The sequence below is a fragment of the Rhizobium sp. BE258 genome (assembly GCF_031457345.1).
Lineage (GTDB): Bacteria > Pseudomonadota > Alphaproteobacteria > Rhizobiales > Rhizobiaceae > Rhizobium.
In genome coordinates this window covers 17,784-33,486 of sequence record NZ_JAVDWL010000012.1, presented here as the reverse complement: position 1 = coordinate 33,486, position 15,703 = coordinate 17,784, and the positions used below count along the sequence as shown (strand labels likewise).

16 protein-coding genes and 2 pseudogenes are annotated in these 15,703 nt (G+C 61.1%); 14 read left to right on the top strand and 4 right to left on the bottom strand.

All coding sequences use genetic code 11. From position 1 onward, the window contains the following. Positions 1-13 precede the first annotated feature (13 nt). The 3 genes from J2X43_RS30060 to J2X43_RS30050 form a co-directional block, all read right to left on the bottom strand. Positions 14-1,558, bottom strand: a complete 1,545-nt coding sequence (locus tag J2X43_RS30060) for a sugar ABC transporter ATP-binding protein (protein WP_112390049.1) — start codon at positions 1,556-1,558, stop codon at positions 14-16. Between the two features lie 71 nt (positions 1,559-1,629). Continuing rightward, positions 1,630-2,661: a substrate-binding domain-containing protein gene (locus J2X43_RS30055; RefSeq protein WP_112390050.1), complete on the bottom strand. Its 1,032-nt coding sequence runs from the start codon at positions 2,659-2,661 to the stop codon at positions 1,630-1,632. A 235-nt stretch (positions 2,662-2,896) separates the two neighbouring features. Then, positions 2,897-4,432 carry a DHA2 family efflux MFS transporter permease subunit gene (locus J2X43_RS30050; protein ID WP_112390051.1) on the bottom strand — a complete coding sequence of 512 codons (1,536 nt, stop codon included), beginning with the start codon at positions 4,430-4,432 and terminating at the stop codon, positions 2,897-2,899. A gap of 241 nt (positions 4,433-4,673) precedes the next feature. Here J2X43_RS30050 and J2X43_RS30045 point away from each other — a divergent pair, with 241 nt between their 5' ends. Beyond that, positions 4,674-5,144: a hypothetical protein gene (locus J2X43_RS30045; protein ID WP_112390052.1), complete on the top strand. Its 471-nt coding sequence runs from the start codon at positions 4,674-4,676 to the stop codon at positions 5,142-5,144. Positions 5,145-5,187: 43 nt separating this feature from the next. On the opposite strand, the gene J2X43_RS31230 is transcribed toward J2X43_RS30045, so the two are convergent. Further along, on the bottom strand, positions 5,188-5,550 hold the full coding sequence (locus tag J2X43_RS31230) for a hypothetical protein (RefSeq protein ID WP_405049671.1): 363 nt from the start codon (positions 5,548-5,550) through the stop codon (positions 5,188-5,190). Here J2X43_RS31230 and J2X43_RS30040 point away from each other — a divergent pair. The 13 genes and pseudogenes from J2X43_RS30040 to J2X43_RS29980 all read left to right on the top strand — a co-directional run bounded on the left by J2X43_RS30040 (position 5,431) and on the right by J2X43_RS29980 (position 15,645). Further along, the gene (locus J2X43_RS30040) at positions 5,431-5,712 is read left to right on the top strand and encodes a hypothetical protein (protein ID WP_310301249.1); all 282 of its coding nucleotides are present in this window, start codon (positions 5,431-5,433) and stop codon (positions 5,710-5,712) included. The two genes, J2X43_RS31230 and J2X43_RS30040, sit on opposite strands and share 120 nt — an antisense overlap. Beyond that, a pseudogene (locus J2X43_RS30035) lies at positions 5,687-5,773 on the top strand (ion channel); the annotation flags it as partial. The gene J2X43_RS30040 and the pseudogene J2X43_RS30035, both read left to right, overlap by 26 nt. A 122-nt stretch (positions 5,774-5,895) precedes the next feature. Then, complete coding sequence (locus J2X43_RS30030; RefSeq protein ID WP_112390054.1) at positions 5,896-7,344, top strand: PLP-dependent aminotransferase family protein; 1,449 nt, start codon at positions 5,896-5,898, stop codon at positions 7,342-7,344. 71 nt (positions 7,345-7,415) lie between these two features. Further along, a complete protein-coding gene (gene eutB / locus J2X43_RS30025; RefSeq protein WP_162698764.1) occupies positions 7,416-8,435 on the top strand; it encodes a hydroxyectoine utilization dehydratase EutB in 1,020 nt (339 codons plus the stop codon). After that, entirely contained in the window at positions 8,432-9,445 is a 1,014-nt protein-coding gene (gene eutC / locus J2X43_RS30020) for an ectoine utilization protein EutC (RefSeq protein WP_112390056.1), read from the top strand. Before eutB ends, eutC begins: the two co-directional genes overlap by 4 nt. Then, positions 9,442-10,620: an ectoine hydrolase DoeA gene (doeA, locus tag J2X43_RS30015; RefSeq protein WP_112390057.1), complete on the top strand. Its 1,179-nt coding sequence runs from the start codon at positions 9,442-9,444 to the stop codon at positions 10,618-10,620. Before eutC ends, doeA begins: the two co-directional genes overlap by 4 nt. A gap of 4 nt (positions 10,621-10,624) precedes the next feature. Further along, complete coding sequence (gene doeB / locus J2X43_RS30010; RefSeq protein WP_112390058.1) at positions 10,625-11,641, top strand: N(2)-acetyl-L-2,4-diaminobutanoate deacetylase DoeB; 1,017 nt, start codon at positions 10,625-10,627, stop codon at positions 11,639-11,641. A 62-nt stretch (positions 11,642-11,703) separates the two neighbouring features. After that, positions 11,704-12,555, top strand: coding sequence for an ectoine/hydroxyectoine ABC transporter substrate-binding protein EhuB (ehuB, locus tag J2X43_RS30005; protein ID WP_112390059.1), 852 nt, complete (start codon positions 11,704-11,706; stop codon positions 12,553-12,555). 62 nt (positions 12,556-12,617) lie between these two features. Further along, positions 12,618-13,283 (top strand): ectoine/hydroxyectoine ABC transporter permease subunit EhuC, encoded by a 666-nt coding sequence (ehuC, locus tag J2X43_RS30000; RefSeq protein ID WP_112539097.1) that lies wholly within the window; start codon positions 12,618-12,620, stop codon positions 13,281-13,283. A 12-nt stretch (positions 13,284-13,295) separates the two neighbouring features. Continuing rightward, entirely contained in the window at positions 13,296-13,988 is a 693-nt protein-coding gene (gene ehuD / locus J2X43_RS29995) for an ectoine/hydroxyectoine ABC transporter permease subunit EhuD (protein WP_112390061.1), read from the top strand. Continuing rightward, a complete protein-coding gene (gene ehuA / locus J2X43_RS29990) occupies positions 13,985-14,764 on the top strand; it encodes an ectoine/hydroxyectoine ABC transporter ATP-binding protein EhuA (RefSeq protein WP_310301239.1) in 780 nt (259 codons plus the stop codon). The genes ehuD and ehuA overlap by 4 nt, the downstream gene beginning before the upstream one ends. Before the next feature lie 61 nt (positions 14,765-14,825). Beyond that, positions 14,826-14,975: pseudogene (locus J2X43_RS29985) on the top strand (two-component sensor histidine kinase); the annotation flags it as partial. Positions 14,976-15,075: 100 nt separating this feature from the next. Next, on the top strand, positions 15,076-15,645 hold the full coding sequence (locus J2X43_RS29980) for a dual specificity protein phosphatase family protein (RefSeq protein WP_112390063.1): 570 nt from the start codon (positions 15,076-15,078) through the stop codon (positions 15,643-15,645). Positions 15,646-15,703: the final 58 nt, after the last annotated feature.

The window sequence follows — 15,703 nt, the reverse complement described above, 5'->3', positions numbered from 1 at the left end:
CCCTGCTTTTTCTTCAGACGGCATGCTCTGATGCCCTTGTTGTGAAGTGTTGCCGCGTGCCGACACCGGAGGCCAGCCGCATGATCGCCTCTTCGGTCATCGCCTCGCCTTCGAGTTCGCCGGCAACCCGGCCTTCGTGGATGACGACCGCCCGGTCGCAAAGACCGAGCAGCTCGGGCAGCTCCGAGGTGATGACGACGATGCCGATCCCGGACCGCGCGAGATCGCGAAGCAGCCGGTGAATCTCGGACTTGGCGCCGACGTCGATACCGCGGGTCGGCTCATCCATGAGGATAACTTTCGGATCGACTGCCAGCTGCTTGGCGATCGCCACCTTCTGCTGGTTGCCGCCGGAAAGCGATGAGACCGGCATGTCGATGCCACCCATGCGGACGCCCAGGCGGCGCGCGAGATCCGTTGCCCGTTCTGCCTCCGCCTTCGTGTTCAGGAGCCCGAACCGCCCGGTCAGCGATTTCAGATCGAGAGCGGCGATATTCTGCGCGATCGACAGATCGAGGAAGACGCCAGAACCCTTGCGATCCTCCGACAGATAGACCACGCCCGCCCGAACCGCATCTGCATAGGATGCCGTCCGCAATGCCTTGCCTTCCAGCTTGACGTCGCCTTCGGTTACTGTGCGCAGGCCACAGATTCCTTCCGCGATCTCCGTCCGGCCGGAGCCGATCAGACCGCCGATCCCCAGGATTTCCCCCTTCCGCAGCTCGAAGCTGACATCATGGAAGCGCTTGCCGTCGCCGAGATCGCGGATGGACAAAATGGGCTCTCCCCCGCGCTCGGAAACAGGCTGCTTTTCGGGATAGAGCTGCGTGATTTCGCGGCCGACCATACGGCGTACAATGTCTTCCGACGTGATTTCGGACACGTTCTCCGTCGAAACATAACGTCCGTCGCGAAAGACGGTGACCCGGTCGCAGAGACTGAAGATCTCGGCCATGCGATGGCTGATATAGACGATCGATATGCCCTGGGCTTTCAGATCGTTGATGATGCCAAACAATACTTGCGCTTCAGCCTCGGTCAACGCCGCCGTCGGCTCGTCGAAGATCAGGACGCGGCAGTCGAGCGTCAGCGCCTTGGCGATCTCGACCAGCTGCTGGCTCGAGATCGGCAGATCGCAGACCTTCTGGCGGACGTCGATCGGAGCAAGGCGGTTCATCACCGCCTGCGCCTCGCGCTCCAGCCTGGCGAAATTCATGAAGGGCGAGCGGCGGCGGTTGGTTGCCGCCATGAACATGTTCTCGGCAACCGTCGCATCCGGGCAGAGCGCGATTTCCTGGTGAACGAGGCCGATACCCAGCGACTGGGCAAAGGCAGGGGAAGCGATCTTGACCGCTGCGCCATCGACAAGGATTTCTCCCTCATTCGGCTGCAATACGCCGGCGATGATGTTCATCAACGTCGATTTTCCCGCGCCATTCTCACCGCAGAGAGCATGAACCTCGCCCTTTTCAAGGGAAAACGTCACCTCTGTCAGGGCCTTGATCACGCCAAAGCGTTTGCTGACATTGCGTATCTCCAAGACCGGCGCGTGAACCATGACAATCTCCCTCCTTCCTGCTTTGCGTGGCTGCCCGGAATCTCCTCATCCCGGGCAGCCTTGCTGAAAGCTTATTCCTCGATACCCTTGGTACCACGGCGCTTCAGATACTTGTCCCAATAGAAATCATCGGCATTGGCAGCCGTCACGATCGACAGGCCGTTGTCGACGAAGGGAATGCTCATCGGGTTGAAGCCCGAACGCTTGGCATCGTTCATCGGATCGATCAGTTCGGGATGCTTGGCAAGCCAAAGCATCATGAAGCCCATGTAGCCCTGCATGCCCTGGTTCGGATTGATCGAACCGAACACTTCGCCTGCCTTGATCATGTCGAGAATATTGGCGTTGACGTCGGCGCACATCACCAGGATCTTGCCGCCGCTTTCCTTGTTGGCCTGAGCCGCACCGATTGCAGAGTTCGCTTCCGGCATGAAGACGGCGTTGAGGTTCGGATGTGCCTGAACCAGGCTCATCAGGCCCTGGTAGGCCTTGTTCGGATCCTGGTTCGAAGCAGCCCGGCCGACGAGCTTCATGTCCGGATATTTTTCATCCATGCGGGCGATGAAGGCGGCAATGCGCTTGTCGTGGTTGTCCTGCCCGGGATTTTCCAGAACCGCATACTCGCCCTTGCCACCCAGTTTCTCGGCAATCGCATCGGCGGCATAGGTGCCTTCGCGCGTGTTGTCCGAGGTGATGAAGGAAATGCGCTTGGAAAGCGGTGAATCCGCCGCGAAGGTGACAACGGCCGTGCCCTGGTCGATCGCCCGGTTGATCGGCTCGATGAAGGGGTCGGAATTCATCGGGTGAACGAGAATTCCGGCTGGGTTCTGAGCCAGAGCCTGATCGAAGGTCGCGATCTGCTTGTTGACGTCATATTCCGGTGTGCCGGTATAGGCGGTCTCGCAACCAAGCTGCTGACCTGCCTGCTTGAACATTTCATAGACCGGAAACCAGTATTCGACGCCCGAAACCATAACGTTCATGACGTATTTTTCGCCCGGCTTGCAACGAAACGGGTTATCCGTTTCCGCTGCCGATGCCGCAGTGCTCAATGTCGCGGCAGCCAAAAGGGCTATCGCAGTCGTTCCTAGAAAATTGCGCAAAGTTCCTCCTCGAGGCCGAAGCCCCTCCCAAAAAGCCGATGGCGCGCTTGCGCCTTTTTAGTGAAACCGGATTTCCTCCTCGAACGCCGGTAATGTCAGTTAGCTTGAGGCAATGAGTACTGTCAATATAATTCACGCAATGAAATATATTTCATAAAGAAGCCGAGAAGTGAGGCCTTAAACCGTGGAATGTTTTGGTGGACAAGTATTCCGCGCTTGATCACAGCTTGCCGCATCAGCCGGCCGAAGCAACTCTTCGGGCAAAGGGCAGACACAGCATCGCGCACGCCGTAAGAACGGCCATGACCATCCATGCCTCGTTGAGGGCCAGAACGGTTGCCGCGGTTTGCACAAGCGGGTCGATCGCCGCCATCGTCTCCTCGCTCAGCGGTCCTTTTTGATCGGCGATCATTTGCATTGGAATTCCGGCGAATGCCGCGGCCTTTACATCCCCAGCCTGCAGCCGCACCAAAAGCGCCTGCCCCAGCGGATCCGACCGGGTATAGATGATCGTGTCGGTTAGGGCGATGCCGATGGCACCGCCGAGGTTGCGCATCAGGTTGAAGAGCCCGCTCGCATCCGGGACCCGGTCTGGTGGCAGCGTTCCGAGCGCCAGGCGCGTTGGCGGCAGAAGGCAAAACATGATCGCGGCGCCGCGGACAACCTGCGGCCAGAACATCGCATCGTAATCGGAACGTGGATCCTGGAAGGCACTCATGGCGATACCCGCCGCAAACAGCGCAAAGCCGAAGGCAGATAACAGCCTGGCATCCACGCGCTTTTCCAGCGCCACGGCGATCGGTGCCGTCGCAAGCTGGGTTATCCCGGTGACAAGCATGGCCATGCCGATCTCCAGGGCGTTATGTCCGCGGACAAAAGCCAGAAAGACCGGCATCAGATAGACCGATCCGAACAGGCCGATGCCGAGGATGAAGCTGAGGATCGATCCCGCCAGGAAGTTCCGGTCGCGGAAATTGTTGAGGTTCACCAGCGGCCGCGACCGGCGCAACGTCCGCGCGGCGAAGGCAAATCCCGATCCGATCGACAAGATGAGAAGCGAGATGACGTAGAGCGACCCCCAGCCGCTGGTCGGAGCCTCCTTCAAGGCGATTTCCAGTGATGCGAGGCTCGCCGCCATCAGCATAAGCGCTGATATGTCAAGGTTTCGGAGCTCGGAAATGTCGCCGGTTTCCCGCGGCAGCGATCGCGCGGCAACCAGTGCCGCGAGGATGCCAGGGATGACGTTGACCAGAAACAGCCAGTGCCACGAATAGGTCTCTGTCAGCCAGCCGCCGACGATAGGCCCGACCGTCGGCGCGAGAACCGCGAGGACGCCGGCAATAGTCGTCGCAATTGTCTGCCGCTCCGCGGGGAAAAGGATGAAGACCGCCGAGAATACCGAGGGGATCAATGTGCCGCCGGAGAAGCCCTGAAGAACGCGCCAGGCAACGAGGCCGTCAAAACTGCCGCTCGTGGCGCAGCCGGCCGACGCGACAACAAAGAGGCTCAGGGAGGCGACGAACAGCCACCGCATGCTGAGGAGGCGCGTCAGAAAACCGGTCAGGGGTATCGCGACCACTTCAGCGATCAGGTAGGCGGTCTGTATCCAGCTCATCTGGTCCGGGTCGATTGCCAACGCTGACTGGATTGTCGGCAGCGAAGTCGCAACGACTTGAACGTCGAGGATGGCCATGAACATGCCTATGCACATCGCCAGAAAGCCGGTCCACACGAGCACGGGCTTCGAACTGGCGTCTGCAACATCAGGCATTGTCTGGCCCTCCAGAGAGCCGCGTTATCGATCCGATTGGCGCACCGTCAGCGTCACGGCATTGGCAATCGAAAACAAGAGGGCATCGAGCCGCAGATCCGAAGGCGAGGACGAACCTCTCCTGCCACAATGGCATGGCCCTATACGCGCCGATAGCTAGCGGATGAAACGATCATCCCAGGCCCCAGCCTTGCATGTCCGGGCCAATGACACTAGGTCATCATCAAAGGGGCATCGCCAGATGATATTGTTGATCGTTGCCGTCGTTGTATTTGTTGTTTTCTTCTTTCTGTTTCCCCGGCCTGCATTATTTGCTCTTGCGGTCTTCATTGTCGCCGGCGGGGGCATTGCCGCATATTTTTACTCCCAACAGTCCGGTCGCGATGACATGGCAAGGCTCGTGGTGGGCAAGAGTTCAACGCGCGGCTGTGAGACAGCGGACAAGCCGGTTTTCGTCGAACTTTCCAACGGATCGGACCGCGCGATCAACACGGTGCGTTTTCGCCTGATCGCCAAACGTCCAGGTTTCAGCATCGAAACCTACTCGGACTACCTGTCCAGCTACAAGATCATCGGACCGCATGAGACCTACGGCACGTGCTGGGCGCTCAATTCGTATCGCGGCCTTCAAACCCTGCCTGGCAACCCGTCGCCGGGCGACCTGGATTGGTCGGTCGAAATCTCATCCGTCGAATTCGCCGGGGACAATTGACGCCGCCGGCGGGCGAGCTTCCGCCGCCTGCGTTACCACCGCCCTATCCAGCGATCTCCGCAATCGCATCGAATAGCGCCATATTCATCTGCTTCAGGCCATCATCCACCGGATTCGGCTGTGACGAGAATTTGACGATCACGAGGTCTGCGCGCGGGTTGACGAAGAGCCATTGGCCGTGGATGCCGAGTGCGAAGAAGGCGCCGTCGGCGTTGCCGGTCTGGTACCATTGGTTCCGGTAGGAGCCGGAGGGGAGCCAGGGGGCGAAGTTGCCGGTTGTCCAGGCATGACGGCTGCCGCCGGTCGTGGTGTAGCGGATCCAGTCCGCGGGAATGATCTGTTTTCCGTCGCGTGCGCCGCCGCGGCGGATCAGATCGCCAAGACGGTCGAAGTCGCGCGCGGACAGGAACAGGCCGCCGCCGGCGCGCGCCGTGCCTTCCAGGTCGACGGTGATCCGGGCATGGGTCCGCTCAGCGGCACCATCGTGTTAGATAGCGAAGCCCTTACCAGGACAGGCTCCGTCATTCAGTCGTTCTTCGATAAGAGCGGGAGGCGAAGGCTTCGTTGATGCGCTCTACTTCACCGTCGTGACCGTGACGGCGGCGGGGTTTGGAGACATCACGACGCCGAAATCCTGAATATACCGGACGAAGGGTCGTGAGGAATGCCGCTCACTATGCTCGGCGCTTCATCTTTTTGTTCGGAACGTGCATAATGTCATGAAATACTTTCCGTTAGAACGAGACAATTCATGCGCCGCCAAGCCAATCCGCTCGCCACAAAACCAATTTCCGCGACAAAACCGGTCAATTGGCGCCCGAGCCTAGCAAAGCAAAAGGGCGAGACGAAGCATTCGGCTCTGACCGAGCGTATCATCGCCGATATCGATTCCGGCCTTCTCAAGCCGATGGATCGGATGCCGACACATCGCGATCTGGCGCGCGAAATCGGGCTGTCGGTCCAGACCGTCAGCCTCTCCTACAAGGAAGCAGAAAGGCTCGGCTATCTCAGTGGCGAGATCGGCCGTGGCACCTTCGTCAGGCCGCGCGTGACCGACCGCGCAGGCCGGATGATGCTCGACCACAGCGAAAACGAAGTGCTAGACCTTTCCATCATCCGCGCCGTCTATCTAGACGCGCATGAGGACGCTTCCCGCGAAATCTTCCGCGAGCTCGCAGACAGCGATATCGCCAGCTTCATGCGGCCCTGCCGTCCGATCGCCGGGCTCGACCGCCATCGCGAGACAGCGCAGCTCTGGCTGCGGCCGATGGGCGTCAGCGCCGGCGCCGAGCGCATCCTGGTGACCAACGGAGCGGCGCATAGCATCTTCCTTGCGCTCAGCTGCATCATCCGCTCCGGCGATGTCGTGCTGTGCGAAAATCTCACCGATCACGGCATCATCGGCCTGTCCAATATCCTCGGCTTCAGCCTGAAGGGATTGCCCACCGATGCTGAAGGAATTTTGCCCGATGCCCTGGAAGCCGCCTGCGCCGCGGGTAGCGTACGGGCCTTGGTCCTCATTCCGACGCTTAACAATCCGACCAGCCACGTTGCCGGCGCGGCGCGCAGGCGCGCGATCGCGGAGATCGCCCAGCGTTACGGCGTCTTCGTCGTCGAAGATGAGGTCTACAGGCTGATGATCGAGGAGGACCTGCCCTCGATCAGCGAGCTGCTGCCTGACCTCGGTTTCTTCGCCACAAGCTTCACCAAGACGGTGCTGACGGGCCTCAGGGTCGGATATCTCGTCGTCCCACCCGCCTATTCCATCCGCGCGGCCTCCATTCTGCGCGTGTCGAGCTGGAGCGGCACCTACCTGACCGCCGAAATCGCCACGCGCTGGGTCGAGAACGGCACGGCGCAGCATTTGCTGACAATACAGCGGGAGGAAGCACGCGCGCGCCAAACCATCGCCGCCGAAATCCTCGGCGCCCATTTCGCATCCAGCCACCCGCTGTCACTCTGCGCCTGGCTGAAAGTGCCTGAACATTGGACCGAGGACGGCCTGGTGCGCTCCCTCGCCAACCAGAAGGTCGCTGTCACGCCATCGGAGCCTTTCATTGCAGGCCCCGGCCACGGCGGCGGCATCCGCATCTGCCTTGGCGGACGAATGAGCCACAAGAGCCTCAGGAAGGCGCTGGCGACCGTGCGGCAGGCCTTCGAGCAGCTGCCGCCCGTCTATGACGTTGGTTCCATCGGCTGACGTCCGGCTCTTGGCACAATCATTGAATCATTACAATATAATAATTGACATGATTTTACTTCGCTCTCAACATGACAATCATGAAGAGCGAGACACTGCCGAGATCAACAGACGACGAGACGCTGCCGGTTAGCCTGGCTGATATCGAGCGCGCTGCCGCCCGCATCCGGGACCGCGTGACGCGCACGCCGCTCGTTCACTCCGCTGCACTCTCCAGGCATGCCGGGCAACCCGTTCATCTGAAGCTCGAGACACGCCAGCCGATCGGCGCCTTCAAGCTGCGCGGCGCGACGAACGCCATCCTCTCGCTCGATCTGGCCGCACGCGAGCGTGGTCTCGTCACCGCCTCGACCGGCAATCACGGCCGGGCAGTCGCCTTTGCAGCGCGCGCGCTTGGCATCCCGGCAACGATCTGCATGTCGTCGCTGGTGCCCGCCAACAAGGTCGAAGCCATAAAGGCGCTGGGTGCGGACATCCGCATTGTCGGCGTCTCGCAGGACGATGCGCAGGACGAGGTCGAGCGGCTCATCGCAAGCCATGGACTGACGCCGATCCCGCCGTTCGACCATGCCGACGTCGTTGCCGGCCAAGGCACGATCGGCCTCGAGATCGTCGAGGACCTGCCGGATCTCTCGACCATTCTCATCCCTCTTTCCGGCGGCGGGCTGGCGGCTGGCATTTCTGTCGCGGTCAAGTCGCTGAAGCCTCGGGTGCGGATCATCGGCATCTCGATGGAGCGCGGCGCGGCGATGCATGCATCGATCGCCGCCGGCAGACCTGTTGCCGTGCGCGAGGAAGAGACGCTGGCGGATTCGCTGGGTGGCGGTATCGGCCTCTCGAACCGCGTGACCTTCCAGCTGTGCCGCGACCTGCTCGACGAGGTCGTACTGCTGACCGAAGACGAGATCGCAATGGGCATTCGCCATGCCGCGCGCGAAGAAGGCGAGACGGTCGAGGGTGCCGGTGCCATTGGCATCGCCGCCATCCTTGCAGGCAAGGTCGCGCTCTCCGGCACCACGGCCCTGATCATCTCTGGCGGCAATATCGACGCCGGGGTTCACCAGAAGATCATCGCGGGAGGCGCCGCATGAGCCGTATTCGGATCCTGACGGAAAGAGACCTGCGTGCCGTCGTCAGCCTCGATCTTTCCGCTGTCGACTGCGTCGAGCAGGCGTTTCTGGCGCTGGCGACCCAGCCGGTTGCGATGCCGCCGATTCTGCGTCTCGACATTCCCGAGTTCCGCGGCGAAGTGGACGTCAAGACGGCCTATGTGCCAGGCTTTGACGGCTTCGCGATCAAGGTGAGCCCCGGCTTCTTCGACAATCCGAAGCTTGGCCTTCCCAGCCTCAACGGCTTGATGATCCTGTTCAGCGCCAAGACGGGCTTGGTGGAAGCACTTCTTCTCGACAATGGCTACCTGACCGATGTGCGCACCGCGGCGGCCGGTGCCGTTTCCGCCCGCCATCTGGCGCGAGACGATGCCTCCGTCGCCACGATCTTCGGCGCCGGCATGCAGGCGCAGTTGCAGCTTGCGGCGCTGATGCTGGTGCGGCCCATCAGATCGGCGCGCATCTGGGCGCGTGATCACGCAAAAGCAGAGAAGCTGGCCGCAGACTGCGCACGGCAATACGGGATCGACGTTGCCGCCGTTGCCGATCCGCGCGAGGCCATACGCGGCAGCGACATCATCGTCACCACGACGCCCGCCGAGAAGCCCGTCCTGATGGCCGAGTGGCTCGAACCCGGCCAGCATCTGACGGCGATGGGATCGGATTCCGGACACAAGAACGAGATCGATCCGGCCGTCTTCGCCCGCACCACCTACATTGCTGACCGGCTGTCGCAGACATGCATTCTCGGCGAGTTGCACCACGCCATCAAAGCCGGTTTTGCCACATCGGAACAGCAATTCGCCGAACTCGGAGCTGTGATCGCCGGCAAGGCAAAGGGCCGCGTAAGTGCCGAAGGCATAACCTTCGCCGACCTGACGGGGACCGGCGTGCAGGACACCGCGATCGCCAATCTGGCCGTCAGCCGCGCCGTCGCGGCAGATAGCGGCCAGACAATCGAAAACAAAAGAGAAATGGGAGATGCCGCGTGAGTGTGACGCTGAACTTTACGCGTGCGGAATATGCCGAGCGCCTGTCCAAGACCCGTAATGCGATGGAAAAGGCCGGGATCGATATGCTTGTCGTTACCGACCCGTCGAACATGCACTGGCTCACCGGCTACGACGGCTGGTCCTTCTATGTGCATCAATGCGTTCTCGTGCCGCCATCAGGCGAGCCGATCTGGTACGGCCGCAAGCAGGACGCCAACGGCGCCAAGCGCACCGCTTACCTCCATCACCACAACATCGTCGGCTATCCCGATCATTATGTGCAGTCGACCGAACGGCACCCGATGGATCTGCTCTCGCAGATCATCGACGAGCGCAAATGGTCGGGCCTCACGGTCGGCGTAGAAATGGACAACTACTACTTCTCTGCGGCTGCCTACGCCTCGCTGCAGAAGAACCTGCCGAATGCCCGCTTCAAGGATGCCGCAGGCATCGTCAACTGGCAGCGCGCCGTCAAGAGCCCGACCGAACTCGACTACATGCGAAAGGCCGGCAAGATTGTCGAACTTATGCACAAGCGCATCGTCGAGGTGGTCGAGCCTGGCATGCGCAAATGCGATCTCGTTGCCGAAATCTATGACGCGGGCATCCGGGGAACGCCGGAGTTCGGCGGCGACTATCCGGCAATCGTGCCGCTTCTGCCATCAGGCGCCGACGCTTCCGCGCCGCACCTGACCTGGGACGACAAGCCGATGCTCTCAGGCGAAGGCACCTTCTTCGAAATCGCAGGCGCATACAGGCGCTATCACTGCCCGTTGTCGCGCACTGTCTTCCTCGGCAAGCCGACGCAAGCCTTTCTCGATGCCGAGAAGGCGACGCTGGAAGGCATGGAAGCTGGTCTTGCGGCTGCCAAGCCTGGCAACACCTGCGAAGATATCGCCAACGCCTTCTTCGCCGTCCTGAAGAAATACGGGATCATCAAGGACAACCGCACCGGCTATCCGATCGGGCTTTCCTACCCGCCAGATTGGGGCGAGCGCACCATGAGCCTGCGCCCCGGCGACCGCACCGAGCTGAAGTCCGGCATGACCTTCCATTTCATGACCGGCCTCTGGCTGGAAGATATGGGGCTTGAGATCACCGAGAGTATAGCGATCACCGAGACCGGCGTGGAATGCCTGTCGAACGTGCCGCGCCAACTGTTCGTGAAGGGCTGAGGCGATGCCGACCAGCGCTGCGCTCCGTCCCTCGCCGATTACGCCCTCCGTCGATTTCGACGCAAAGGGCGTGCAGCACGGACATCTGCGCCTGCCCTATAGCCGTGATGACAGCGCCTGGGGCTCGGTGATGATCCCGATCTGCGTCATCGCCAATGGCAAAGGCCCGACGGCACTTCTGACCGGCGCCAACCATGGCGACGAGTATGAAGGGCCGGCGGCACTCTTCGAACTGGCGCAGACCCTGGATCCTTCCGAAGTGAATGGTCGCATCATCATCGTTCCGGCGCTCAACTATCCAGCCTTTCGCGCCGGAACGCGGACGTCGCCCATCGATCGGGGAAACCTGAACCGCAGCTTTCCAGGCCGCCCAGATGGCACGGTGACCGAGAAGATCGCCGATTACGTCACGCGACATCTGCTCCCGCTCGCCGATATCGTTCTCGATTTCCACTCGGGCGGCAGGACATTGGACTTCCTGCCCTATACCGCCGCGCACGAACTCCCGGACAAGGATCAGGAGGCGCGCTGCTTTAATGCCGTCGCCGCCTTCGCTGCCCCCTTCTCCATGAGGATGCTGGAGATCGACGCTGTCGGCATGCTCGACACAACGGTCGAAGAGATGGGCAAGACCTTCGTTACCACCGAACTCGGCGGCGCCGGGACGGCCACGGCACGCTCGATCGGGATTGCGCGCCGGGGCAGCCTCAATCTTTTGCGGCATGCCGGGATCCTTTCGGGTGAACCGAATGTCACGCCCACTCGTTGGTTGGATATGCCATCGAGCGATTGCTTCACCTTTGCCGAGGATGAGGGACTGATCGCCTTCGCTGTAGATCTCGGTGATCCCGTGAGAAACGGCGAGGTCATTGCCCGCGTCTATCCGGCCGGCAAGACCGGCCTCGCACCGATCGAGTACCGCGCCGCCATGGATGGCGTGCTCGCGGCTCGCCACGTACCCGGCCTGATAAAGGCCGGCGACTGCCTTTCCGTGATCGCCACGGTCACGGGAGAGACATAACCAAGAGAAACCGACGCGAGATCCGAAAACGGACCGCAAACCATAACCAGAGGAGAATTCGCATGCCTATCAAGACGATCGCCGGCCTTTCCGCCCTTGCCCTGATCCTGGGCGTAACATCTGCCAGCGCCCTGACGCTCGCAGAGGTCAAGGAGCAGGGCTATATCCGCGCTGCCACGGCCAACGAAGTGCCCTATTCCTACATGCAGCCCGACGGCACCTCTGCCGGTATCGGCCCGGATGTCGCCAGCGCCGTGCTGAAATCCATGGGGATTGCCGAGATCAACTGGACGGTGACGCCGTTCGGTACGCTGATCCCCGGCCTCAAGGCCAAGCGCTTCGATTTTGCCGCCGCCGAGCAGAATATCTCGCCGGAACGCTGCAAGCAGGTTGCCTTCACCGAGCCGAACTCCTCCTATGGCGAAGGCCTGCTCGTCAAGAAGGGCAATCCAAAGGGCTTGAAGACCTATGCCGATATCGCCAAAGACCCGTCGCTGACGGTTGCCGTCGTTTCGGGCGCCAACAATGTCGACTTCCTGCGCGCCGTCGGCGTCAAGGATGAGCAGATCGTCTTCATTCCGGCCAATGCCGACGCGATCCCGACCGTTCAAAGCCGCACCGACGCCTATGCAGCGACGGAATTGACTGTCGCGGCACTGGCAAAGGGCCAGGCACAGGTCGAGCAGGCCGCGCCGTTCGAGGATCCGATCGTCAAGGAGGCGCCGGTCCGCAATTATGGCGGCTTTGCCTTCCGCCCCGAGGACAAGGAACTGCGCGATGCCTTCAACGCCGCTCTTGTCGAGTTCCGCAAGACGGATGAGTACAAGGCGATCCTGACCAAGTACGGTGTATCCGAACAGAGCATCGCTGCGGCGGCGGGCAAGAAGGTCGAAGACCTCTGCGCCGGCAAGTAACGGCAAAAGGCGCTCGATCACCGCTGATCGGGCGCCACTCCTAAGGACCAGGAGACTTCCGCATGAACTGGACAGCCTACCTGCCGATGATCTGGCACGGTGCGATGATCACGATGACGATCACGCTGGCCTCGATCGCCGTCGGCGCGGTGCTTGCCTTCGTTTTCGGCATCCTGCGCGTCGAGGGCGGACCGGTGCTGAGGACCGTCGCGCTCTGCTACACCGAGCTTTTTCGCGGCACCTCGCTCTTCGTCCAGCTTTTCTGGTTCTATTACGCATTGCCGCTTGTCGGGCTGAGCTTCGATCCGATCACCACCGGAATTTTAGTGCTGGCGGCACATGCCGGCGGCTACGGTGCCGAGATCGTCCGCGGCGCGCTGACATCCGTGTCGGTGCAACAGCAGGAGGCCGCCCGCGCCCTGAATTTCAGCCGTTTCCAGACGCTGTTTCGCATCTCGCTGCCGCAGGCGATCGTCGAGATGATGCCGGCTTTCGGCAATCTGGCGATCGAGACGCTGAAGCTCTCCTCGCTCGTATCGCTGATCTCGATTGCCGATCTCACCTTCGCGGCACAATCGATCCGCAACATCACGCTGGATAGCGCCAGCATCTATTCGATCACGCTGGTCTGCTACTTCGCCATGTCATTGGTGTTGATGGTGGCGATCCGCGTGATCGAGCGTTTCGTGCGGCGCGGCCATGCCTTCCCGCCGATGCCCCGCCCGTGAGGATTTGATCACATGATGTACGGATATGAATGGGATACGACGACGTGGCTCACCTTTACGAGCTCGATCCTGCCCATCATCCTGATCGGCCTGACGGTCACGTTGAAGGCGGCGGCCGCCGGCTTTGCCATCGCGCTCGTGCTTGGTCTCGTCTTCGCGCTGCTGCGCCGCAGCCGCGTGGTGGCGATCTCCTGGACAACGGCCTTCATCGTCGAGTTCCTGCGCGACACGCCGCTGCTCGTGCAGCTGTTCTTTCTCTATTACGTGCTGCCCGATTTCGGCGTCGTACTACCCGCCTTTCTCACCGGCGCGCTGGCGCTCGGTCTGCAATATGCGGCCTATACCTCGGAGGTCTATCGAGGCGGGATCGAGGCTGTACCCCGCGGCCAGTGGGAAGCGGCAACGGCGCTCAATCTGACGCGCATGCAGGCCTATCGAGACATCATCATCCCGCAGGCCATCCCGCGCATTGTTCCTGCGATGGGCAACTATCTCGTTGCCATGATCAAGGAAACGCCGGTTCTGTCTGTTGTCACCGTTATGGAAATGATGGGCCTCGCCAACATGATCGGCGAGCGCACCTTCGAATATCTCGTCCCGCTGACCCTTGTCGGCCTGATCTTCCTTCTCCTGACGCTGATCTGCTCGGCCGGTCTCCACCGATTACAGAAAGCTCTTCCGAAAGCAGGAATCCCCTTGCGATGACCGAAAACAACAATCCGCCCATCATCGAATTTTCCAATGTCGCGAAGCGCTTCGGTCCCCTGACGGTCCTCGACGGCTTCAACTTCAGCGTCATGCAGGGCGAGAAGGTGACACTGATCGGCCCATCCGGTTCGGGCAAATCGACCGTGCTGCGCATCCTCATGACACTCGAGCCCTTTCAGGACGGCAAGCTGACGTTACAGGGCCTGTCCTATCACGAACCGCACGGCAAGGGTCCATTCAAGGCCTCAGAAAGCCATCTGCGCCAGATCCGGAACCATGTCGGCATGGTGTTCCAGAGCTTCAACCTGTTTCCCCACATGACCGTTCTGCGCAATGTCGTCGAGGCGCCCCTCCGGGTACTCGGCATCGCGCGGGCCGAGGCCGAGGCGCGTGCGCTCAAGCTGCTCGATATGGTGGGGCTGGCCGACAAGAAGGATTTCTATCCCTCCCAGCTCTCCGGCGGCCAGCAGCAGCGCGTGGCAATCGCCCGTGCGCTGGCGATGCGCCCACGGGTGCTTCTCTTCGATGAGCCGACCTCGGCGCTCGATCCTCAGCTGGTCGGCGAAGTGCTTGCGGTGATCCGCGGCCTGGCGCACGAGCATGACCTGACCATGCTGCTCGTCACCCACGAGATGCGCTTCGCCCGGGAAGTCTCGGACCGCGTCTGCTTCTTCGACAAGGGACGTATCTGCGAACAGGGCGCACCCGACGAGATATTCGGCACGCCACGCGAAGAGCGCACGCGGGAGTTTCTCTCGTCGGTTTTGGCGTAGATCCCGCTTCCGACGCTTGCTCCGCTTCAGGAAACGAATAACGGAAGCGGAGCACAGCGCTTCCAAGAGCCGCACCACGCCGGGCAACGGACTGGGTCTCAGCCTCGTAAGAGCCATCGCCGATCTGCATTCTGCCCATATAGACCTCGCAGATGACGCACCTGGATTGGCGGTCAACGTCTGCTTTGATGCCGCGGCATGGGCAGCCTGATTGCGCTGCGTTCTTCTGCAAATAGTCATGAAACCGACATTCAGGTGTCCGTCAGGAAATCACTCCATCTGCCTCGTAGCGAGCGATTTGCGAGGCAAAAATGAAGAACCGGACCAAACTCTCCATTGCATTCGGGATGGCTTTCTCGGTCGCGGGAGCTCTGGGCGGCTACGCGGTCTACCTCCAGGTCGTCGGCAACTTTCACACTGTCATCGAGGGGCAGCTCTACCGCTCTGCACAGCCGACGCCTTCGCAGCTTGATACCTATGTGAAGGAACACGGCATCAAGACCATTATCAATTTGCGTGGAGAGAAGCAGAACGCGGCCTGGTATCAGGCGGAAATCCAAACAGCCCAGGAACTCGGCGTCGAACATGTCGATTTCGGAATGTCGGCTTCGAAAAAACTTGCGCCGACACGCGCCGACGAGATCGTGGCAATTATGGCTGCCGCGCCGAAACCGATCCTGATTCACTGCCAATCGGGATCCGATCGAACCGGATTGATCTCCGCGATCTATACGAGCCGGATCGCTGGCGAAGGCGAAAGCAAGGCCGAGGGCCAACTTTCATTTTATTACGGTCACGTCGCCATTCCGTTGATCTCGGCGGCCTGGCCAATGGACGTCAGCTGGGAAGATTTGGAAGAGCACTTCGAACAGAAGGGCTGATCAGGCCCCGATGGCTCCCGGGAGGGGCGCCAATGCATCCTAAAACGTCTGCGCGACA